This window comes from Priestia sp. JNUCC 25, from assembly GCF_053667915.1.
Genome location: NZ_CM132211.1, coordinates 80,030 through 102,755, shown reverse-complemented (window position 1 = coordinate 102,755; position 22,726 = coordinate 80,030). Strand labels below are relative to the sequence as shown.

16 protein-coding genes and 3 rRNA genes are annotated in these 22,726 nt (G+C 41.7%); all 19 read right to left on the bottom strand.

Annotation, left to right across the window (positions count from 1 at the left end):
* Position 1 precedes the first annotated feature (1 nt).
* Positions 2 to 1,378 carry a DNA repair protein RadA gene (gene radA / locus JNUCC25_RS00545; RefSeq protein ID WP_013054899.1) on the bottom strand — a complete coding sequence of 459 codons (1,377 nt, stop codon included), beginning with the start codon at positions 1,376 to 1,378 and terminating at the stop codon, positions 2 to 4.
* A 123-nt stretch (positions 1,379 to 1,501) separates the two neighbouring features.
* The gene (gene clpC / locus JNUCC25_RS00540) at positions 1,502 to 3,943 is read right to left on the bottom strand and encodes an ATP-dependent protease ATP-binding subunit ClpC (RefSeq protein ID WP_014462041.1); all 2,442 of its coding nucleotides are present in this window, start codon (positions 3,941 to 3,943) and stop codon (positions 1,502 to 1,504) included.
* 20 nt (positions 3,944 to 3,963) lie between these two features.
* On the bottom strand, positions 3,964 to 5,037 hold the full coding sequence (locus JNUCC25_RS00535) for a protein arginine kinase (RefSeq protein ID WP_013054897.1): 1,074 nt from the start codon (positions 5,035 to 5,037) through the stop codon (positions 3,964 to 3,966).
* Positions 5,038 to 5,040: 3 nt separating this feature from the next.
* The gene (locus JNUCC25_RS00530; RefSeq protein WP_013054896.1) at positions 5,041 to 5,583 is read right to left on the bottom strand and encodes a UvrB/UvrC motif-containing protein; all 543 of its coding nucleotides are present in this window, start codon (positions 5,581 to 5,583) and stop codon (positions 5,041 to 5,043) included.
* A 41-nt stretch (positions 5,584 to 5,624) separates the two neighbouring features.
* Complete coding sequence (locus tag JNUCC25_RS00525) at positions 5,625 to 6,086, bottom strand: CtsR family transcriptional regulator (protein WP_013054895.1); 462 nt, start codon at positions 6,084 to 6,086, stop codon at positions 5,625 to 5,627.
* 235 nt (positions 6,087 to 6,321) lie between these two features.
* Positions 6,322 to 6,437 (bottom strand): 5S ribosomal RNA (rrf, locus tag JNUCC25_RS00520).
* Between the two features lie 63 nt (positions 6,438 to 6,500).
* Positions 6,501 to 9,436: ribosomal RNA gene (locus JNUCC25_RS00515) — 23S ribosomal RNA — on the bottom strand.
* Positions 9,437 to 9,661: 225 nt separating this feature from the next.
* Positions 9,662 to 11,213, bottom strand: a 16S ribosomal RNA gene (locus tag JNUCC25_RS00510).
* The 16S, 23S and 5S rRNA genes sit together here, the layout of an rRNA operon.
* 281 nt (positions 11,214 to 11,494) lie before the next feature.
* Positions 11,495 to 12,979, bottom strand: a complete 1,485-nt coding sequence (gene lysS / locus JNUCC25_RS00505; protein WP_013054894.1) for a lysine--tRNA ligase — start codon at positions 12,977 to 12,979, stop codon at positions 11,495 to 11,497.
* 272 nt (positions 12,980 to 13,251) lie between these two features.
* Positions 13,252 to 13,797, bottom strand: a complete 546-nt coding sequence (gene folK, locus JNUCC25_RS00500; RefSeq protein ID WP_013054893.1) for a 2-amino-4-hydroxy-6-hydroxymethyldihydropteridine diphosphokinase — start codon at positions 13,795 to 13,797, stop codon at positions 13,252 to 13,254.
* Complete coding sequence (gene folB, locus JNUCC25_RS00495; RefSeq protein ID WP_013054892.1) at positions 13,798 to 14,157, bottom strand: dihydroneopterin aldolase; 360 nt, start codon at positions 14,155 to 14,157, stop codon at positions 13,798 to 13,800.
* Positions 14,158 to 14,178: 21 nt separating this feature from the next.
* The gene (pabC, locus tag JNUCC25_RS00490) at positions 14,179 to 15,042 is read right to left on the bottom strand and encodes an aminodeoxychorismate lyase (protein ID WP_064472212.1); all 864 of its coding nucleotides are present in this window, start codon (positions 15,040 to 15,042) and stop codon (positions 14,179 to 14,181) included.
* A gap of 4 nt (positions 15,043 to 15,046) precedes the next feature.
* On the bottom strand, positions 15,047 to 15,628 hold the full coding sequence (pabA, locus tag JNUCC25_RS00485; RefSeq protein WP_013054890.1) for an aminodeoxychorismate/anthranilate synthase component II: 582 nt from the start codon (positions 15,626 to 15,628) through the stop codon (positions 15,047 to 15,049).
* Positions 15,629 to 15,630: 2 nt separating this feature from the next.
* Positions 15,631 to 17,046 carry an aminodeoxychorismate synthase component I gene (gene pabB / locus JNUCC25_RS00480; protein ID WP_029325206.1) on the bottom strand — a complete coding sequence of 472 codons (1,416 nt, stop codon included), beginning with the start codon at positions 17,044 to 17,046 and terminating at the stop codon, positions 15,631 to 15,633.
* 97 nt (positions 17,047 to 17,143) lie between these two features.
* Complete coding sequence (gene cysK, locus JNUCC25_RS00475; protein WP_013054888.1) at positions 17,144 to 18,082, bottom strand: cysteine synthase A; 939 nt, start codon at positions 18,080 to 18,082, stop codon at positions 17,144 to 17,146.
* A gap of 201 nt (positions 18,083 to 18,283) precedes the next feature.
* Positions 18,284 to 19,162: an Hsp33 family molecular chaperone HslO gene (gene hslO, locus JNUCC25_RS00470; protein ID WP_013054887.1), complete on the bottom strand. Its 879-nt coding sequence runs from the start codon at positions 19,160 to 19,162 to the stop codon at positions 18,284 to 18,286.
* A gap of 12 nt (positions 19,163 to 19,174) precedes the next feature.
* On the bottom strand, positions 19,175 to 19,942 hold the full coding sequence (locus tag JNUCC25_RS00465) for a type III pantothenate kinase (protein WP_013054886.1): 768 nt from the start codon (positions 19,940 to 19,942) through the stop codon (positions 19,175 to 19,177).
* 217 nt (positions 19,943 to 20,159) lie between these two features.
* Positions 20,160 to 22,070, bottom strand: a complete 1,911-nt coding sequence (ftsH, locus tag JNUCC25_RS00460; protein WP_013081350.1) for an ATP-dependent zinc metalloprotease FtsH — start codon at positions 22,068 to 22,070, stop codon at positions 20,160 to 20,162.
* 93 nt (positions 22,071 to 22,163) lie between these two features.
* Positions 22,164 to 22,703 carry a hypoxanthine phosphoribosyltransferase gene (gene hpt / locus JNUCC25_RS00455; RefSeq protein ID WP_013054884.1) on the bottom strand — a complete coding sequence of 180 codons (540 nt, stop codon included), beginning with the start codon at positions 22,701 to 22,703 and terminating at the stop codon, positions 22,164 to 22,166.
* Positions 22,704 to 22,726: the final 23 nt, after the last annotated feature.

Below are 22,726 nucleotides of genomic sequence, written 5' to 3'. Positions count from 1 at the left end.
CTTATCCTCCTAATGTATATTGCAGAGCCTCCGCTACTGTTGATACCCCAATCACATCAATACCATCTGGGACTTTCCATCCTCCTAAATTTTTCTCCGGGATAATAATTCGTTGGAACCCTAATTTTACCGCTTCTTGAACGCGCTGTTCAATTCTAGACACTCGGCGTACTTCACCTGTTAATCCTACCTCTCCTACAATAACATCTGTAGCGCTAGAAGCAGCATCTCTGAAGCTTGAAGCAATGCTAACGGCTACAGCTAAATCGATTGCTGGTTCATCTAATTTCACTCCACCTGCTACTTTTAAATAAGCATCTTGATTCTGCAGCAGCATTCCTACACGCTTTTCTAAGACAGCCATGATAAGCGAAACGCGATTATGATCTACTCCCGTCGCCATTCTTCTAGGGTTTCCAAAGCTCGTTGGACTGATTAGCGCCTGCAGCTCTACTAATACGGGTCTTGTCCCTTCCATTGAAGCGACAACAACCGATCCTGCTGCTCCCTGAGATCGTTCTTCTAGAAAGATTTCAGATGGATTCAATACTTCTTCTAGCCCACTTTCTTTCATTTCAAAAATGCCCATTTCATTTGTAGATCCAAACCGGTTCTTAACCGCTCTTAATATACGATACGTATGATGGCGCTCTCCTTCAAAATAAAGAACCGTATCCACCATATGTTCAAGAAGTCTTGGACCTGCAATGGCCCCTTCTTTCGTTACATGACCCACAATAAAGATGGCAATTCCATTCGTTTTAGCAACACGCATTAGTTCAGCCGTACACTCTCGCACCTGTGAGACGCTTCCTGGCGCTGATGTCACATCAGCATGGTAAATGGTTTGAATTGAATCAATCACCACAAAATCAGGCTGCATGCTTGAGATGGCCTCTAGTATTAATTCTAAGTTTGTTTCTGCGTGAACATAAAGCTCTTCAGCTTTTACACCTAGCCTGTCCGCTCTTAACTTCGTTTGTTTGGTTGATTCCTCTCCCGAAATATATAGTACTTTATTTTGTTTCATTGCTAACTGCGCAGAGGTTTGCAAAAGTAAAGTAGACTTTCCGATACCCGGATCTCCCCCTATTAAAACGAGTGACCCTCTCACAATGCCTCCTCCTAATACACGATTTAACTCTGCAGAAGGTGTAAAAATTCGTGGTTCTGTTGTAGATTCAATCGCTGTAATTGACTGAGGTTTTTGAACTTTAGAAGCAGTAGCTCCGGAAAAAGCTCCTCGGCGTGATGATTTCGTTTCTTCCATTTCTTCTACCATAGAATTCCAGCTTCCGCATCCGGGACATTTCCCCATCCATTTTGCTGATTCATATCCGCAATGCTGACATGCAAATTTTGTTTTTCGTTTCGCCATTATGTTATCAATCTCTCCGTTCATTCAATCGATTTCTATCTCTATTGTACACTATTTCCTAAGCTAAAATAAAAAGGGAGGCATACGTGTTTTTTCGTATGCCTCGTCTTGGTTTGAGTAAATTTAGCTGATGCTGCTTGGAGCGGAGGATTTAACAACAAATTCTCCTTTGTCTACATCTAGCGTCACTTTCTGACCTTTTTGAACAACCCCTTTTAGCAGCTCTTCAGATAAACGGTCTTCAATATGTTTTTGAATTGCTCTACGAAGTGGACGAGCACCGTATTCTGGATCAAAACCTTCCTCTGCAATTTTATCAATTGCCTCTTTTGTTAATTCAAGATCAATTTCTTGCTCTTTTAAGCGTTTTGTTAACTGATCCGCCATTAATTTAACGATTTCAGCTAAGTGAGGTTTCTCTAATGAATGGAAGACGATAATTTCATCGATACGGTTTAGGAACTCCGGACGGAACGCGCGCTTCATTTCCGCCATTACTTTTCCTTTCATATCTTTGTAGTCTTGCCCTTCTGCTTCTACTGTGAACCCTAAGTGCTTGCTTCGTTTTAATGTATCAGCACCTACGTTTGATGTCATAATTAAAATCGTATTACGGAAATCAACTGTACGGCCTTTTGAATCTGTTAAGCGTCCATCTTCTAACACTTGTAATAAAATGTTAAATACATCCGGATGCGCTTTTTCAATTTCGTCTAAAAGAACAACTGAGTAAGGTTTTCTTCTTACTTTTTCCGTTAACTGACCGCCTTCTTCGTATCCAACATACCCTGGAGGTGAACCTACTAAGCGTGAAGTAGAATGTTTCTCCATGTACTCAGACATATCGATACGAATCATTGCATCTTCATCGCCGAAGATTGACTCCGCTAATGCACGTGCAAGCTCTGTTTTACCAACCCCTGTTGGTCCTAAGAAAATGAATGAACCAATTGGACGTTTTGGATCTTTCAAGCCTGCTCTAGCACGGCGCACAGCTTTTGCAACTGCTTTTACCGCTTCTTCTTGCCCAATTACACGAGAGTGAAGAATCTCTTCCATGTTCAGCAGTCTTTCTGTCTCTTCCTGTGCCAGTTTAGAGACCGGTACACCCGTCCAGCTAGATACCACCATCGCAATATCTTCTACGGTTACAGCTGAGTTTTCTTTACCTTGCTGCTCTTTCCAAATTTTCTTTGTGTCTTCTAATTCTTCGCGTAGGCGTTGCTCTGTATCGCGTAAAGATGCTGCTTTTTCAAATTCTTGACTTTGAACAGACGCATCTTTTTCATTGCGTACTGATTCTAATTTTTGCTCTAATTCCTTTAAATTTGGCGGCGTTGTAAATGAACGTAAACGCACTTTTGAACCAGCTTCATCAATTAAATCGATTGCTTTATCCGGTAAGAAACGATCGGAAATGTAGCGATCTGATAGTTTCACCGCTTGCTCGATTGCCTCATCAGAAATAGATACTCGGTGATGCGCTTCATAACGGTCACGAAGCCCTTTTAAGATTTGAATAGACTCTTCCAACGTTGGTTCATCCACTTGAATTGGCTGGAAGCGACGCTCTAACGCTGCATCTTTTTCAATGTACTTTCTGTATTCATCTAAAGTGGTGGCACCGATACACTGAAGTTCTCCACGAGCAAGAGAAGGTTTTAAAATATTAGAAGCATCGATAGCTCCTTCTGCGCCACCAGCGCCAATTAATGTGTGTAACTCATCGATAAAGAGAATGATATTACCTGCTTGACGAATTTCATCCATTACTTTCTTCAGGCGATCTTCAAATTCTCCGCGGTATTTTGTACCAGCAACGACCGTTCCCATATCCAAAGTCATAACGCGTTTGTCACGTAAAATTTCTGGAACTTCATTGTTGACGATTTGCTGAGCCAAACCTTCAGCGATTGCCGTTTTACCGACACCTGGCTCCCCAATTAATACAGGATTGTTTTTTGTACGTCGGCTTAACACTTCAATAACACGCTGAATTTCTTTCCCACGTCCGATAACAGGGTCTAAGCTTCCTTCGCGCGCTACAACTGTTAAATCGCGTGCTAAGCTGTCTAGCGTAGGTGTATTGGCATTTGAAGAGCCTCCGCCTTGATGGCTTGAAGCAGCTTCATTGCTACCTAATAAATGAAGCACTTGCTGACGAGCTTTATTTAGGCTGACACCTAAATTATTTAAAACGCGTGCTGCAACGCCTTCACCTTCACGAATTAAGCCTAGTAAGATATGTTCTGTTCCTACATAAGAATGACCAAGCTTTCGGGCTTCGTCCATTGAAAGTTCAATGACTTTTTTCGCTCGAGGTGTATAATGAATGGTCTGCGTTAATTCTTGGCCTCTGCCAATTAATGCTTCCACTTCTTTTTGAATTTTTTCAGTGCTTAGGCCTAGAGCAGAAAGAGCTTTTGCTGCAATTCCTTCACCTTCACGAACGATACCTAATAAAATATGCTCTGTTCCAATGTTGTTGTGACCTAGGCGTAGTGCTTCTTCCTGTGCTAAAGCTAATACTTTTTGTGCGCGCTCTGTAAATCTACCAAACATCATATAATCGTCACCCTCCACGTTTAATTTGTGTTTTTATTTATAGTGAGACGTTCTCGAATTAAGGTGGCTCTTTTAATGTCACGTTCTTGAGGCTTTAGGGGACCTCCCGAATACTTCTGTAAAAAGCCTGGCTGCGTCATAATGATAAGTTCATTCAATATATTTTGACTCAGTCCTTTTATATACCCTAAATCGATTCCTAATCGAACATCTGATAAACATTGTGAAGCTTCTTTTGACTCAATAATACGGCTATTGGCCAATACTCCATATGAACGATACACTCGATCTTCTAACTCTACATGAGATGTTTTAAACAGCGCGTCTCGTGCAGAGTGCTCTTGTGTAATTAACTGCTGTACGACACTATTTAAATCTGCCACAATATCTTCTTCAGATTTCCCTAAGGTTATCTGATTAGAAATTTGAAAGATATTCCCTAAAGCTTCGCTACCTTCTCCATAAATTCCTCTCACCACTAAGCCGAGCTGGTTAATAGCGGGAATAATACGATGAATTTGACGGGTCATCACTAAAGCCGGCAGATGCATCATCACAGATGCACGTAGCCCAGTACCCACATTTGTGGGACAGCTGGTTAAATACCCTCTATTTTCATCAAACGCATAATCTACGTATTTCTCAATCCAATTATCTACTTTATTCGCTGTGCTTAAAGCTTCAGATAATTGAAGGCCTGGAAATAAACATTGTATGCGTAAATGATCTTCTTCATTAACCATAATACTCAAATCTTCTTTTTCTGATAAAAAACAAGCTCCGTTGTTATCTCCTTCAGCCAAGTTAGGACTGATAAGATGCTTTTCAACCAACACTTGCTTTTGAAGAGGCTGTAATTCGTTCATCTTTAGTAAATGCAAATTCCACTGATTGGTGTTCTCACTTTTTTGAAAAACTTGCTCGAATACTCGAACCACTTCAACTGCTTGTTCTTTAGAAAAGAGAGTTGGAAAAAGATAATGAGTTAAATTTCGAGCCAGCCTGATTCGACTGCTTAGAACAATATCTGAATTCGAAGCTTCTTGACGCATCCAAGAGCTAACAGGCTGGGAAAAGAACAAATCCTGGGACATGAATTACGCTTCCTCCTCTCTCGATTCGTTCATCTTCTTTTCTAGTAATCGAATGTGATCTCGGAGTTCGGCTGCTTTCTCAAACTCCTCTTTTTCGATATACTCTTTTAAGTTCAATCTTAATGCCTGTAATTCCTTTTTTAAATGAAGATTACTTGCAATTCTTGCTGGTATTTTTCCATGATGCAGATAATTACCTCCATGCAGCCTCTTCAAGAAAGGAATAAGAGGTCGCTCAAATGTTTTGTAGCAATCTGCACATCCAAACCTGCCGATTTTAGCAAATTTTTGATATGTCATACCACAAGTAGGACAAGAAAGAACCTCCTGACTTTGTTGCTTATAATTTTCAGTTACTGCTGGATCTAGGTTAAGTAGGCCAGCTAGTAAGTTATTGATTGAAAAACCTTGCTGATTTGAAAAAGAAAATGTATCTCCATTTTCTGAAGCGCATTGTTCACATACATGCATCTCCGTCTTTTCACCATTAATAATTTTTGTGAAGTGAAGAGTTGCAGGTCTCGTTTCACATTGCTGACAAATCATCCTGTCATCACTCCCTGTTCTAAATAAAATAGATCATGAGTTTATCGGTAGCGTAATGAATTAAGCATTGCTTTTAAAAGATTAGCCCTTAGCTCATCACGATAAGGAAGTTCAATATTAATAACTGAACGATTGATAACACTCAACATGATTTTTGCTTCTCGTTCTGTGATGACTTTTTCTTCAACTAACCTAATAATGACGTTTTCAGCACTTACTTGTGAAATTTCATTTTGAATCATCTCAATTACTTGCTGAAACAAATCCGCTGCATCATGCATTTTTACTTTTGCAATACGAATAAAGCCGCCGCCGCCTCGCTTACTTTCTACAAGATAACCTCTCTCAACTGTAAAACGGGTATTGATAACGTAATTAATTTGCGACGGAACGCATTGAAATTTATCAGCAATCTCACTGCGCCTTATTTCAACAATTTCTCTTTCACTTAATTCAAGTACTTGTTTTAAATACTGTTCGATAATGTCAGAGATATTTGGCACGCTGCCCCCTCCTTCTGACTTTGACTATATTTGACCTTAATTTAAATATAAAAGGAAACGAAAAAATTTTCAACTATGTACTATTAAAGTTTATTCTTTACTTTTATCGTTGCCACTAAAATTTATTTCAAAACCTGCAAATCGTGAATTTTATTGTTCTTACTATACTTTTTCATAAAACAAATAAATTGTAAACAAAAAAGGACTAGCTAAAATAGCTAGTCCTTTTTCAGGTGCCTGGCAACGTCCTACTCTCACAGGGACAAAGTCCCAACTACCATTGGCGCTAAAGAGCTTAACTTCCGTGTTCGGTATGGGAACGGGTGTGACCTCTTCGCTATCGCCACCAGACAAGAGATTGCTCTCTCAAAACTAGATAACAGTTTGCTGAGTAAAGCTTACGCTTTTAAAGTTTTGGTTAAGTCCTCGATCGATTAGTATCAGTCAGCTACACATGTCGCCACGCTTCCACCTCTGACCTATCAACCTGATCATCTTTCAGGGATCTTACTAGCTTGCGCTATGGGAAATCTCATCTTGAGGGGGGCTTCATGCTTAGATGCTTTCAGCACTTATCCCGTCCACACATAGCTACCCAGCGATGCCTTTGGCAAGACAACTGGTACACCAGCGGTGTGTCCATCCCGGTCCTCTCGTACTAAGGACAGCTCCTCTCAAATTTCCTACGCCCACGACGGATAGGGACCGAACTGTCTCACGACGTTCTGAACCCAGCTCGCGTACCGCTTTAATGGGCGAACAGCCCAACCCTTGGGACCGACTACAGCCCCAGGATGCGATGAGCCGACATCGAGGTGCCAAACCTCCCCGTCGATGTGGACTCTTGGGGGAGATAAGCCTGTTATCCCCGGGGTAGCTTTTATCCGTTGAGCGATGGCCCTTCCATGCGGAACCACCGGATCACTAAGCCCGACTTTCGTCCCTGCTCGACTTGTAGGTCTCGCAGTCAAGCTCCCTTGTGCCTTTACACTCTACGAATGATTTCCAACCATTCTGAGGGAACCTTTGGGCGCCTCCGTTACATTTTAGGAGGCGACCGCCCCAGTCAAACTGCCCACCTGACACTGTCTCCCGGCCCGATCAGGGCCGCGGGTTAGAATTTCAATACAGCCAGGGTAGTATCCCACCGACGCCTCCACCGAAGCTAGCGCTCCGGCTTCTCAGGCTCCTACCTATCCTGTACAAGCTGTACCAAAATTCAATATCAGGCTACAGTAAAGCTCCACGGGGTCTTTCCGTCCTGTCGCGGGTAACCTGCATCTTCACAGGTACTATAATTTCACCGAGTCTCTCGTTGAGACAGTGCCCAGATCGTTACGCCTTTCGTGCGGGTCGGAACTTACCCGACAAGGAATTTCGCTACCTTAGGACCGTTATAGTTACGGCCGCCGTTTACTGGGGCTTCGATTCAGAGCTTCTCCCAAAGGATAACCCCTCCTCTTAACCTTCCAGCACCGGGCAGGCGTCAGCCCCTATACTTCGCCTTGCGGCTTCGCAGAGACCTGTGTTTTTGCTAAACAGTCGCCTGGGCCTATTCACTGCGGCTCTCTCGGGCTATACACCCTACCAGAGCACCCCTTCTCCCGAAGTTACGGGGTCATTTTGCCGAGTTCCTTAACGAGAGTTCTCTCGATCACCTTAGGATTCTCTCCTCGCCTACCTGTGTCGGTTTGCGGTACGGGCACCTCCCGCCTCGCTAGAGGCTTTTCTTGGCAGTGTGGAATCAGGAACTTCGGTACTATAATTCCCTCGTCATCACAGCTCAGCCTTTATGATGAGCGGATTTGCCTACTCATCAGCCTAACTGCTTGAACGCGCATATCCAGCAGCGCGCTTACCCTATCCTACTGCGTCCCCCCATTACTCAAACGGCGGGGAGGTGGTACAGGAATATCAACCTGTTGGCCATCGCCTACGCTTTTCAGCCTCGGCTTAGGTCCCGACTAACCCTGAGCGGACGAGCCTTCCTCAGGAAACCTTAGGCATTCGGTGGACAAGATTCTCACTTGTCTTTCGCTACTCATACCGGCATTCTCACTTCTAAGCGCTCCACCAGTCCTTACGGTCTGACTTCACAGCACTTAGAACGCTCTCCTACCACTGACATCTAAGATGTCAATCCACAGCTTCGGTGATACGTTTAGCCCCGGTACATTTTCGGCGCAGAGTCACTCGACCAGTGAGCTATTACGCACTCTTTAAATGGTGGCTGCTTCTAAGCCAACATCCTGGTTGTCTAAGCAACTCCACATCCTTTTCCACTTAACGTATACTTGGGGACCTTAGCTGGTGGTCTGGGCTGTTTCCCTTTTGACTACGGATCTTATCACTCGCAGTCTGACTCCCATGGATAAGTCTTTGGCATTCGGAGTTTGACTGAATTCGGTAACCCGTTGGGGGCCCCTAGTCCAATCAGTGCTCTACCTCCAAGACTCTCACAACATGAGGCTAGCCCTAAAGCTATTTCGGAGAGAACCAGCTATCTCCAGGTTCGATTGGAATTTCTCCGCTACCCACACCTCATCCCCGCACTTTTCAACGTGCGTGGGTTCGGGCCTCCATTCAGTGTTACCTGAACTTCACCCTGGACATGGGTAGATCACCTGGTTTCGGGTCTACAACCACATACTAAACGCCCTATTCAGACTCGCTTTCGCTACGGCTCCGCCTTATCAGCTTAACCTTGCATGGGATCGTAACTCGCCGGTTCATTCTACAAAAGGCACGCCATCACCCGTTAACGGGCTCTGACTACTTGTAGGCACACGGTTTCAGGATCTCTTTCACTCCCCTTCCGGGGTGCTTTTCACCTTTCCCTCACGGTACTGGTTCACTATCGGTCACTAGGTAGTATTTAGCCTTGGGAGATGGTCCTCCCAGCTTCCGACGGAATTTCACGTGTTCCGCCGTACTCAGGATCCACTCAAGAGGGAACGAAGTTTCAACTACAGGGTTGTTACCTTCTTCGACGGACCTTTCCAGGTCGCTTCATTTACTTCGTTCCTTTGTAACTCCGTATAGAGTGTCCTACAACCCCAAGAGGCAAGCCTCTTGGTTTGGGCTAATTCCGTTTCGCTCGCCGCTACTCAGGAAATCGCATTTGCTTTCTCTTCCTCCGGGTACTTAGATGTTTCAGTTCCCCGGGTCTGCCTTCAATATCCTATGTATTCAGATAAAGATACTGTTCCATTACGAACAGTGGGTTTCCCCATTCGGAAATCTCCGGATCAAAGCTCACTTACAGCTCCCCGAAGCATATCGGTGTTAGTCCCGTCCTTCATCGGCTCCTAGTGCCAAGGCATTCACCGTGCGCCCTTTCTAACTTAACCATTAGCGAATAAATGGTACAACATAATGTTGTGTTATTTATTGATTTGATTAAAGAAAAGTTTCACTTTTCCTCAGCAATTACTGTTATCTAGTTTTCAAAGAACAATCGCAACCAAAATTCTTCTTATTAGATAAGAAGAAAGTAGTGTGCTTTCTATAATTGAGAGATTGAACTCTCAAAACTGAACAAAGTATCAAAACGTACGTCATTTAAAAATCCTTAGAAAGGAGGTGATCCAGCCGCACCTTCCGATACGGCTACCTTGTTACGACTTCACCCCAATCATCTGTCCCACCTTAGGCGGCTAGCTCCTTACGGTTACTCCACCGACTTCGGGTGTTACAAACTCTCGTGGTGTGACGGGCGGTGTGTACAAGGCCCGGGAACGTATTCACCGCGGCATGCTGATCCGCGATTACTAGCGATTCCAGCTTCATGTAGGCGAGTTGCAGCCTACAATCCGAACTGAGAATGGTTTTATGGGATTGGCTTGACCTCGCGGTCTTGCAGCCCTTTGTACCATCCATTGTAGCACGTGTGTAGCCCAGGTCATAAGGGGCATGATGATTTGACGTCATCCCCACCTTCCTCCGGTTTGTCACCGGCAGTCACCTTAGAGTGCCCAACTTAATGCTGGCAACTAAGATCAAGGGTTGCGCTCGTTGCGGGACTTAACCCAACATCTCACGACACGAGCTGACGACAACCATGCACCACCTGTCACTCTGTCCCCCGAAGGGGAACGCTCTATCTCTAGAGTTGTCAGAGGATGTCAAGACCTGGTAAGGTTCTTCGCGTTGCTTCGAATTAAACCACATGCTCCACCGCTTGTGCGGGCCCCCGTCAATTCCTTTGAGTTTCAGTCTTGCGACCGTACTCCCCAGGCGGAGTGCTTAATGCGTTAGCTGCAGCACTAAAGGGCGGAAACCCTCTAACACTTAGCACTCATCGTTTACGGCGTGGACTACCAGGGTATCTAATCCTGTTTGCTCCCCACGCTTTCGCGCCTCAGCGTCAGTTACAGACCAAAAAGCCGCCTTCGCCACTGGTGTTCCTCCACATCTCTACGCATTTCACCGCTACACGTGGAATTCCGCTTTTCTCTTCTGCACTCAAGTTCCCCAGTTTCCAATGACCCTCCACGGTTGAGCCGTGGGCTTTCACATCAGACTTAAGAAACCGCCTGCGCGCGCTTTACGCCCAATAATTCCGGATAACGCTTGCCACCTACGTATTACCGCGGCTGCTGGCACGTAGTTAGCCGTGGCTTTCTGGTTAGGTACCGTCAAGGTACGAGCAGTTACTCTCGTACTTGTTCTTCCCTAACAACAGAGTTTTACGACCCGAAAGCCTTCATCACTCACGCGGCGTTGCTCCGTCAGACTTTCGTCCATTGCGGAAGATTCCCTACTGCTGCCTCCCGTAGGAGTCTGGGCCGTGTCTCAGTCCCAGTGTGGCCGATCACCCTCTCAGGTCGGCTATGCATCGTTGCCTTGGTGAGCCGTTACCTCACCAACTAGCTAATGCACCGCGGGCCCATCTGTAAGTGATAGCCGAAACCATCTTTCAATCATCTCCCATGAAGGAGAAGATCCTATCCGGTATTAGCTTCGGTTTCCCGAAGTTATCCCAGTCTTACAGGCAGGTTGCCCACGTGTTACTCACCCGTCCGCCGCTAACGTCATAGAAGCAAGCTTCTAATCAGTTCGCTCGACTTGCATGTATTAGGCACGCCGCCAGCGTTCATCCTGAGCCAGGATCAAACTCTCCGAAGAAATGTTTGACTTGCTCATTTAAAAAATAAAAATTAACGTTGACGTTTGTCGCTTTGTTCAGTTTTCAAAGTTCAACCGCCGCTCTTAAGCGACTTTACTATCTTATCAAGTTATTAACATAATGTCAACAACTTTTTTATTTCTTTTTGTTGTTTTCGCTTGTCTGCGTTAGCAACAGATATAAATATACCAAATCAATTTCATAAAAACAAGAGGTAAATTAAAAGTTTAAATTTTCTAATATTATTAACTAAAAAAAGATGGCCGTAGCCATCTTTTTTTTAGCGTTGACGCATATGTGGGAATAATAGTACATCACGGATTGACGGTGCATTTGTTAGTAACATAACAAGGCGGTCAATACCGATTCCTAGACCACCTGTAGGTGGCATACCATATTCTAATGCCTCAATGAAGTCATCATCCATCTCATGTGCTTCATCGTTTCCTTGTTCTTTCTCTTTCAACTGAGCTTCAAAGCGCTCACGTTGGTCAATTGGATCATTTAGCTCTGTAAATGCGTTCGCGTGTTCACGCGCAACGATAAACAGCTCAAAACGGTCAGTAAAACGCGGGTCTTCCGCATTTTTCTTAGCCAATGGAGAGATCTCTACAGGATGTCCGTAAATGAACGTTGGTTGAATTAACTGCTCTTCTACTTTTTGTTCAAAGAATTCATTTACAATATGTCCATATTGCATATGTTCAGTGATTTCTACCCCGTGTTCTTTCGCTAAAGCACGAGCTTCTTCAACAGATGTTTCTCCCCAGAAGTCTACGCCTGTATATTGTTTAATAGCATCGACCATATGAAGTCTTGTCCACTCTGGAGTTAAATCTACCTCTTGATCGCCATACTGAATCTTTGTTGTGCCAAGTACTTCTTGCGCGATGTGTGCAATTAAGTTCTCTGTTAAAGCCATGATATCTTTGTAGTCCGCATACGCTTCGTACAATTCGATCATTGTAAATTCAGGATTGTGACGTGTAGATACACCTTCATTACGGAATACACGGCCAATTTCATATACTTTTTCTAATCCACCTACGATTAAACGTTTTAAATGAAGTTCAATCGCAATACGCATATAAAGTTCCATATCAAGCGCATTGTGGTGTGTCACAAACGGACGAGCTGCTGCTCCACCTGCAATTGAATGCATCATCGGTGTTTCAACTTCTAAATATCCATGATTATCTAAGTAACGGCGCATCGATTGAATAATACGGCTTCTTGAGATAAATGTTTGTTTACTTTCTGGGTTTGTAATTAAATCTAAGTAACGTTGACGGTAGCGCTGTTCAATATCTTTTAAACCATGATATTTATCTGGAAGTGGACGAAGCGCTTTTGTTAGTAACGTAAAATCTTTTACTTTAATAGAAAGTTCGCCAACTTTTGTTTTGAATAAAACACCTTCAACCCCTACCAAGTCACCGATATCTACGCTGCTGAAGATTTCGTACTGTTCTTCGCCAATTGCATCTTTACGTACATAAAGCTGAATTTGTCCTGTTAAATCTTGAACGTGAGCGAAACCTGCTTTTCCTTTTCCACGTTTTGTCATAATACGACCAGCTAGTGACACAGGCACTTCATTTTCTTCTAACTGTTCTTTTGTTAACTCGTCATACTCACTAATTAATTGCTGTGATGTATGTGTACGTTCAAAACGTTGACCAAACGGATCAATACCCTGATCTCGTAGGTTGCTCATTTTTTCGCGGCGAACGAGAAATTGATCATTTAATTCTTCATGACTCATCGTTTACTCATCTCCATCGTATAATTAAGTTTTCCGAAACAGAAAAAAGGCCAGCATGTTTACTGGCAACTACTACGTTTCTTTAAAATTATTATAGGTTCAGTCGTTTCTCTATGTCAAATCGCTTTATTCTTGCTTCGCTTCTCTTTTTCTTCGATTTCTCTAACAAGCTACCGAATAAACCAACAACCTGCGAACCCAAACCTTAAACTTTTTACTCTGAACTCTACTTTACGCCAATATAAAAATGAATCAACTAATAAGATTCGTTTTTACTTATGTAAATCATTACTATTATTTTCGAACATATCTATTATACCAGTTGTTTGCTCTCGAAATAATTTTACATCTTTTAAATCCGATAAACGTGTTGTGATGGTTTCAACTTTTTCTTCTGCTACAGGGAGAATAAGAGATGGAGCTAGCTCGTTTAGAGGAACCATCACAAACGCCCGTTCAAACATTCGGGGATGAGGGACGCTCAATCTATCCGTATGAATGATTTCATTACTATAAAGTAAGATATCTAAATCAAGGGTTCTAGGCCCCCATACAATCTCTCTTTTTCGACCTGCCGCTTGTTCAATGGCTTGCAAACAATCTAAAAGTTGCTCTGACGAATACGTTGTTTGTATTTTTACTACCATGTTTAAAAAGCTTGCTTGATTCGTATACCCGACCGGGGCCGTTTCATAAACAGATGAAACAGCCACTACCTTAACCTCAGAGTGTTTCATCAAGCCAGTAACTCCTGACTTCAAATGTTCCATTCGATTTTCAATATTTGAACCTAATGCAATATATGCTTCTGTTGTCATTCAACGGCTCCTTTTAATTTCAATTGCTACCGATTGATAATAACCGGGAATTGGCGGATCGGGCTTATATACCTTTACTGTACAAGCCTGCACGAGTTCGTAATTAGCAAGCAATTCAGATGCAATCGTTTCGGCCACCGTTTCAACTAACTTGAACGTGCGCTTCTCTACGACTTCCTGGCATGTTTGGTATAAATCTGCATAGCTCACCGAGTATTCTAAATTATCCGTAGTACCGGCTTGCTTTAAATCCAGTTCTACAGCTAAATCCACGTGAAAACGCTGCCCTAATTTATTTTCTTCTGGAAATACGCCATGATATCCATAGAAACGCATATCGTTCACATAAATTTTATCCATCTTTAGCCTCTCCTTTCGCTTTTATACATGTAGCTCGTGTCGACTCATTAGCGACATAGTGTAAGAGCTATACTCTTTTTGCAACTGAGCTGTCAGCGTATGGTCTCCTACTGAAAACTGCTTATCCTTTATACTTCGAAGAGGTACGATTTCTTGAATGGAATTTGTAACGAAAGCTTCATCACCCTCCAAGAGCTGTTCCACCGTAAATAAGCCTTCTACAACCTTTATGTTTTTCTTTTGTAAAAGCGTAAAGATAAACTGTCTCGTAATTCCATTTAAGATACCTGTTTCAAGAGACGGCGTATATACACAATCACCTTTTACAAAAAATAAATTTGACACAATACCTTCGGCTAAGAACCCTTCTTTTGTTAAAAAGATACCCTCTTTATTTAAGTCTGAACCAACTTCTCGCTTAGCTAGTACATTGTTTAAATAATGATGAGACTTTAATCTCATGGTTCCTTCGGGCGTATTTCGCTTCGTCTCAAGAATAAGCCCCTCTTTTACAAGGGGGCTCGATGGATGAGGCATTGATTTCATATATATGATTGTAGATGGCTTATCGTATTCTTCCACCTGCAAGCCAATTCCGCCATTTCCTGCTGAGACATTTAATCGAACATACGCATTTCTCTCATTGTTTTTCATTAACAGACTATTAATGATTCCCAACACGTCCTGTGTAGAGTAGTCCCATACAATATTTAATTCACGTAAGCTGCTACACAGTCGATCCAGATGGTCTTCCACTAAAAATGGATGACCTTCATAAACTCGTAACGTTTCAAACAGCCCTAGGCCATACATATATCCGTGATCAAACGGAGAAATAGTGGCTTCAGACGCAGGCTTTACTTCGCCATTTACGTATATATACATATCATTACACTCGCTTTTTTTCGTAAGTTTCAATAAAATTCTTCAGCATTTCTTTACCGTAAGAAGTCATGATAGATTCAGGATGGAACTGTACTCCTTCAATAGGTAATGATTTATGGCGAATCGCCATAATTTCATCTTCTGCTGTCCACGCTGAAATCTCAAAGCAATCCGGCAGTGAACTTTTTTCTACAATCAAAGAATGATATCTCGTTGCCGTGAACGGATTATCAAGACCTTTAAAGATAGTACGGCCATCATGATGCATTTCAGATGTTTTACCGTGCATTAATTTATCCGCACGAATCACATTCCCTCCAAAAGCTTGCCCAATCGACTGATGCCCTAAGCATACGCCGAATATTGGAATCTTACCTGCAAAATACTCGATGGCTTCTAGACTGATTCCCGCTTCGTTAGGACTGCATGGTCCCGGGGAGATCATCAAGAAATCTGGGTTTAGCACTTCAATTTCAGAAAGTGTAATTTCATCATTTCTTTTTACAAGAAGCTCATGCCCTAGCTCACCTAAATACTGTACTAAATTAAACGTAAAAGAATCATAATTATCAATCATTAATATCATCTTTACTCACCCTCACTCAGCTCATTTTCGCTCTGCTCTTTTGCTTTCCATAGTGCAATTGCTTTTTTCAGTGATTCTTTGTATTCGTGTTTCGGATTTGAATCAATCACAACACCCGCACCAGCCTGCACATAAGCTTGGCCGTCTTGAATAATCATAGTGCGAATCGCAATATTTAATTCCATATCTCCATTAAACCCAATCCAACCAATCGATCCTGTATAAATTCCTCGTCGAACTGGTTCAAGTTCTTCAATGATTTCCATTGTACGAACTTTAGGTGCTCCAGTAATCGTCCCTCCAGGAAAAACCGCATCTACGATATCTACAAAATCTTTGCTGCGCGCGAGCTTGCCTTTTACATTAGACACAATATGCATGACATGTGAATATTTTTCAATAACCATAAACTCGTCAACATGTACGGTACCATATTCGCTTACTCTACCAAGATCATTACGCTCCAAGTCAACAAGCATCACATGCTCTGCACGCTCTTTTTCGTTATGAATAAGCTCATCCGCTAACTGTTGGTCTTCTTGATCATCCTTACCGCGAGAGCGCGTTCCCGCAATCGGTCTCGTACTGATTTCATCACCGGCTTTTTTCACTAATAGTTCTGGTGAACAGCTCACAATGTGAAATTCTTCTGTCTGCATATAAGACATGTAAGGAGACGGGTTGATTTTTCGCACCTGTTCGTAGATATGCATAGGATGAGTTTGAAGCTGTTGAGACTGTCGAACAGATAAGTTCACTTGAAACACATCGCCTTGCCCAATGTACTCATGTACGCGAGTTGTGGCATCTGAAAAAACAGCTTCAGACATCGAAACCTCACTCTTTTCGGCAACACGATGAATCCGCTCATATGAGAGTCCTTCAGCACTTGCCTCCATCCAGTCCTTTTTATATTGATCAATACGCTTATGTGCCTGCTCTTTACAATCTGCTTCGTCATTAACGATAATCCAGAGCTTTTCCTTTTCTTGATCGTATACAAATACGTCATCGAAAATAAGGAAATAAACGTCCGGCGTTTTCAATGAATCTTCAGCAAGGTCAGGTATGGTTTCTACATAGCGGATATAATCATAGCTAATAAAGCCAATTGCTCCACCTTGAAAAGGAGGAAGATCTGGATTCACCTCTGATTCAAACTTCTTCATCCAGTCTCGCATAAGATGAAACGGATTACCTTTTTGAACAGTAGCTTGGTCATCCGTTTTGATATGAAGCTCGTTTTGTTCGCCTCGCAAAATGGCTACAGGTTTTAATCCCATCATTTGAAACTTTCCGCCTCGACCGCTTTCAAGCAGGATATGATTCGGTTCCTCTTTTGACAACTCTTGATATTTTTTGAACCATTGGTTTTTAGAGATAGAAATAGATTCGCCCCAAGTCATTCTTTGCTGCATTTGTTCACTCTCCTAAAAATAAATCACCTGCTTTCATTTTACATGATTCTTAGATGAAAAAAAACAGCTTCATATAGAAGCTGTTTTTTTATCGTTTTTATGCTTGTGTTTGTTCCTCGAATTGGAACAATGGAGTACTTAGGTAACGCTCACCGTTACTTGGAATAATCGCTAACACTTTTTTACCTTTTCCAAGCTGTTTTGCAGCTTTTAACGCAGCATAAATCGCAGCCCCAGAAGAGATACCTACTAGTACACCTTCTGTTTTTGCTACTTTACGGGCATATTCAAAAGCTTGGTCGTTTTGAACAGCGACAACTTCGTCATATACTTCCGTGTTAAGCGTATCCGGAACAAAGTTTGCACCAATTCCTTGAATTTTATGAGGTCCTGGTTGACCACCGCTTAAAATCGGAGAATCAGCTGGCTCTACCGCATAAATTTTGATATTTGGATACTTTTCTTTTAACACTTCACCAGCACCTGTAATAGTACCGCCAGTACCGATACCTGCCACAAATCCATCTAGCTGATCGCCAAACTGCTCGATAATTTCTTTAGCCGTTGTTTGACGGTGCACTTCTGGGTTCGCCTCGTTTTGGAACTGCTGAGGAATAAAGTAGCCGTGCTCTTTTGCAAGCTCAGTTGCTTTATTAACCGCCCCTTTCATTCCTTCTGGACCTGGTGTTAACACTAACTCTGCACCGTACGCACGAAGCAGATTACGACGCTCAATACTCATCGTTTCAGGCATTGTTAAAATAGCACGGTATCCTTTTGCTGCAGCTACCATTGCTAAGCCAATTCCTGTGTTACCACTTGTTGGTTCAATGATTGTGTCGCCAGGTTTTAACACACCTTTTGCTTCCGCATCTTCGATCATCGCTAATGCTATACGATCTTTTACACTGCTCCCCGGGTTCATAAATTCTAATTTTAAATATACATCCGCCATATCTTCTTCAACTAGACGGTTTAGTTTTACGATTGGTGTTTGACCAATTAACTCTGTAATTGAATTTGCAATACGTGCCATATGACCACTCCTAATACCAACTAATTTTATTGATTTTGTATACAATTTATCAGATGTTTTCTAAATTGTCAATCATTTTGTCTTTCCATTTACCTAATTTTGTTATATTTTTAGATCAATATATACAGAAATAGAACCTATTATCTATAAAAAAAGGCGCTCATTTATAAAATGACGCCTTTTAAGAATCTTTTATTTCATTTAAATTGCTTGTTCTTTCATTTCTTCAAGCTGCTTTTTATCAAAACGATAGGTCTCATTACAGAAATGACACTGGGCTTCAGCTTGGCCGTCTTCCTCAATCATCGATTGAATCTCTTCTTGTCCTAAGCTGATAATAGCATTGGCAATTCTTTCTTCTGAGCACTGACATTTGAACTCTACAGGCATTGTCTCCAGAAACTTTACATTTTCTTTTCCAAGAACTTCTTCTAAGATTTCTTCAGGAGAAAGACCTTTTTGAATCAGTTTTGAAATTGGTTCAATCGTCTGTAATCGTTGTTCAATAGCTGTAATCGTTTTATCATCGGTTCCTGGCAGAAGCTGAATGATAAATCCGCCCGCAGCTAAGATCGTGTTATCAGGGTTAACAAGTACACCTACACCTACTGAAGATGGGACTTGTTCAGATGTCACAAAATAATACGTGAAATCCTCTCCTAATTCTCCCGATACAATAGGTACTTGTCCGTTAAATTGATCACGCATTCCGATATCTTTTACGACACTTAGCGTGCCATCTGTACCTACAGCACGTGCTACATCTAATTTTCCATGCTGATTTAAATCGAAGTGCGTTTGTGGATTCGTTACATATCCGCGCACTTCCCCTTTAGCATTGCTGTCTACTAAAATAACGCCAATTGGGCCGCGACCTTCAATTTTAATTGTTAGCTTTTGCTCACCCTTTAGCATAGCCCCCATCATGACTCCCGCAGTCATTGAACGTCCCAATGCTGCAGAGGCTGTAGGCCATGTATAGTGACGGCGCTGCGCTTCTCCAACTGTATCCGTTGTTTTTACTGCATAAGCGCGAACTTGACTATTGTAAGCTAGTGCTTTTACTAAATAGTCACCCATAATATACACCTCTTACTCCATATTTTTTGTATAAATTATTTGCAATCCTTTTAAAGTCAAAAATGGATCCACAATATCAATAATATCCGACTCTTTAGCAATCAATGTTGCGAGTCCTCCAGTAGCAATAACTTTAGGATTTACTGTTGCTTGCTCTTTCATTCTTGCTACAATTCCTTCTACTTGTCCAACGTATCCATATAAAATACCTGCTTGCATCGCAGATACTGTATTTTTTCCCACAATGCTATTTGGTCGCGCAATTTCAATTCGCGGAAGCTTAGATGCTCTTGAATAAAGAGCTTCTGTCGAAATATTAATACCAGGGGCAATCGCACCACCCATATATTGCTTATTTTCATCAATATAGCAATACGTGGTTGCGGTACCAAAATCAACGATAATTAAAGGGCTTCCGTATAGCTGAATTCCAGCAACAGCATTTACAATACGGTCTGCTCCCACTTCACGCGGATTTTCATATTTAATATTTAAACCCGTCTTAATTCCAGGACCAACAACAAGCGGCTTTAAATGAAAATACTTTTGACACATTCTCTCCAATGCAAACATAATAGGAGGAACAACAGAGGAAATAATAATACCATGAATATCTTTAAAAGATAAACTAACGTGCTCAAGCAAGGCTTTGATTGTCATGCCATACTCGTCTTCTGTTTTATTACGGCTTGTTTCTACACGCCAATGATACTTTAATTCATCTCCATCGTATACACCTAATACCGTATTCGTATTTCCAACATCTAATACAAAAATCATTTCAATCACCACTTTATATAAATTCAGTATTCACACTGAAACCATCATACCATAACTGGTAAATAGACGTGTATATTCTAGATAAAATAGGAATATAATGACACGATTCTCTAGTAGATATCCTACTTATCCACCATATATACGAAAACCTTTTATCAAATCTAACTTTTGCTCATAAAAAAATCAGTGGAGAATATCTCCACTGATTTTTATTGTCTTATGCTTTTGGCTCTTCATCGTCTGTCTTTGTTTGGATGTTTACTTTAACATCTTCATCTGTTACGTGACTAGAACGGTCTGGAAGAGTTCCATGATCTACTAAGTGGTTGATTTGCTCAGCGTCTAACGTTTCTACTTCTAACAATGTTTGAGCTACAAGCTCTAACTTGTCACGGTTTTCCGTTAAGATCTGCTTCGCACGCTCATAGCTTTCTTTAATGAAACGTTGGATTTCATTATCAATTTCATGAGCAATTGCATCACTGTAGTTTTGTTCACTGTGTAAATCACGACCTAAGAATACTTGGCCTTGTTGTGATTGACCGAATTGCATTGGTCCTAACTTTTCACTCATACCGTATTCTGTTACCATTTTACGAGCGATGCTTGTTGCACGCTGGAAGTCATTGTGAGCACCTGTACTCACTTCGCCGAAAATAATTTCCTCAGCTACGCGACCACCAAGCAATCCAACAATTTTATCCAGCAGCTCTGGCTTCGTCATAAAGTAGCGATCTTCTTTTGGTAACATAACAGCATATCCACCAGCTTGCCCACGTGGAACAATGGTTACTTTATGTACCATATCAGCTTCGTCTAATACGACACCGATAATTGTATGTCCTGCTTCATGATAAGCAACAATATTGCGTTCTTTTTTAGAAATAACTCGACTTTTCTTAGCTGGACCTGCAATTACGCGGTCTGTTGCTTCGTCAATGTCAACCATTTCAATTTTCTTTTTGTCCTGTCTAGCAGCTACTAAGGCAGCTTCGTTTAACAAGTTTTCGAGATCTGCACCTGAGAAACCTGGCGTACGCATAGCAATTGCTTTTAAGTTTACTGATTCATCTAAAGGCTTATTGCGAGCATGTACTTTAAGCACTGCTTCACGGCCATTTACATCTGGACGATCTACCGTAATTTGACGGTCGAAGCGGCCTGGACGTAATAACGCTGGATCTAAGATATCCGGGCGGTTTGTTGCTGCAATGATAATGATACCTTCGTTAGCACCAAAACCATCCATCTCAACAAGCAATTGGTTCAATGTTTGTTCACGCTCATCGTGTCCGCCACCAAGACCTGCGCCACGTTGACGACCTACAGCATCGATTTCATCAATAAAGATAATACATGGAGCATTCTTCTTCGCATTTTCGAATAGATCACGAACACGAGAAGCACCGACCCCAACAAACATTTCAACAAAGTCTGAACCACTGATAGAGAAGAAAGGAACGCCTGCTTCACCAGCAACAGCTCTTGCTAATAATGTTTTACCAGTACCAGGAGGTCCCACAAGTAAGACACCCTTCGGAATTCTTGCACCTAGCTCTGCGAATTTACGAGGATCTTTTAAGAACTCAACAACTTCCACAAGTTCTTGCTTTTCTTCGTCTGCACCAGCTACGTCTTTAAATTTAACCTTTTTCTTTTCTTCACTGTAAAGCTTAGCCTTACTTTTACCGAAGTTCATAACGCGGCTTCCGCCACCTTGAGCTTGGTTCAGTAAGAAGAAGAATAGGATGAAAATAATAACAAACGGAATGATTGACGTAAAGAACGTTACCCAGCCGCTTGTTTCATCAGCAGGTTTAAAATCAACTTCTACTTGATTATTTTCTGAAGCAGCGTCAATACGATTAAGTGCTTTGTCACCATCTACGATGTAAGTTTGGAACGTTTGATCCTTTTTATAAGAATCTAACTTCCCTTGCACAACATACACGCCTCTTTCAGGCTTCATAGAGAGTGATTTTACATCACCTTTGTCTAAGTGTTGAACAAATGTATCGTATCTCATTGGTTCTGCTTTTTGATTAGAGCCACTAAAGAAGCTTACCACGCCAATAATGACTAAAAATATAAGTAAATAAAAGATGGTATTACGGAAGATCCGATTCATTTCTTACCTCCTCCCACGATAAACAAATACTGTATTCAATACTAACATAGAACATTTATCCTATCCAATAAATTGCACTTGGATATGTGCTTATTAATTGCTGTATACTTGCGGTTTAAGAACCCCAATATACGGCAGGTTACGATATTTTTCTTGATAATCTAATCCATACCCTACTACGAATGCATCAGGTACTTCAAATCCAACGTAATCTGCTTTAATAGATGCTTTACGACCTGTTGGTTTGTCTAAGAGTGTGACAATCTTAATTGACTTAGCTTTACGATACTTGAATAACTCTACAAGGTAGCTAAGCGTTAAGCCGCTGTCGATAATATCCTCTAAGATAAGAATGTCTCGACCTTCAACTGATGTATCTAAATCTTTTAGGATTTTTACTTCACCAGAAGAAACCATCGCATTGCCATAACTTGATACATCCATAAAATCCATTTCTAAATATGTATCAACACGCTTAATTAGATCAGACATAAAAGGCATAGCGCCTTTTAATACACCGATTACCAAGGGAAAACGGTCAGCGTATTCCTCAGATAATAGCTTACCCAATTCTTTTACTTTCTGTTGTATTTCTTCTTCTGAAATCAAAATTTCTTGAATATCCTGCTTCATTCCTTACTTGCCTCCTAGAAGTT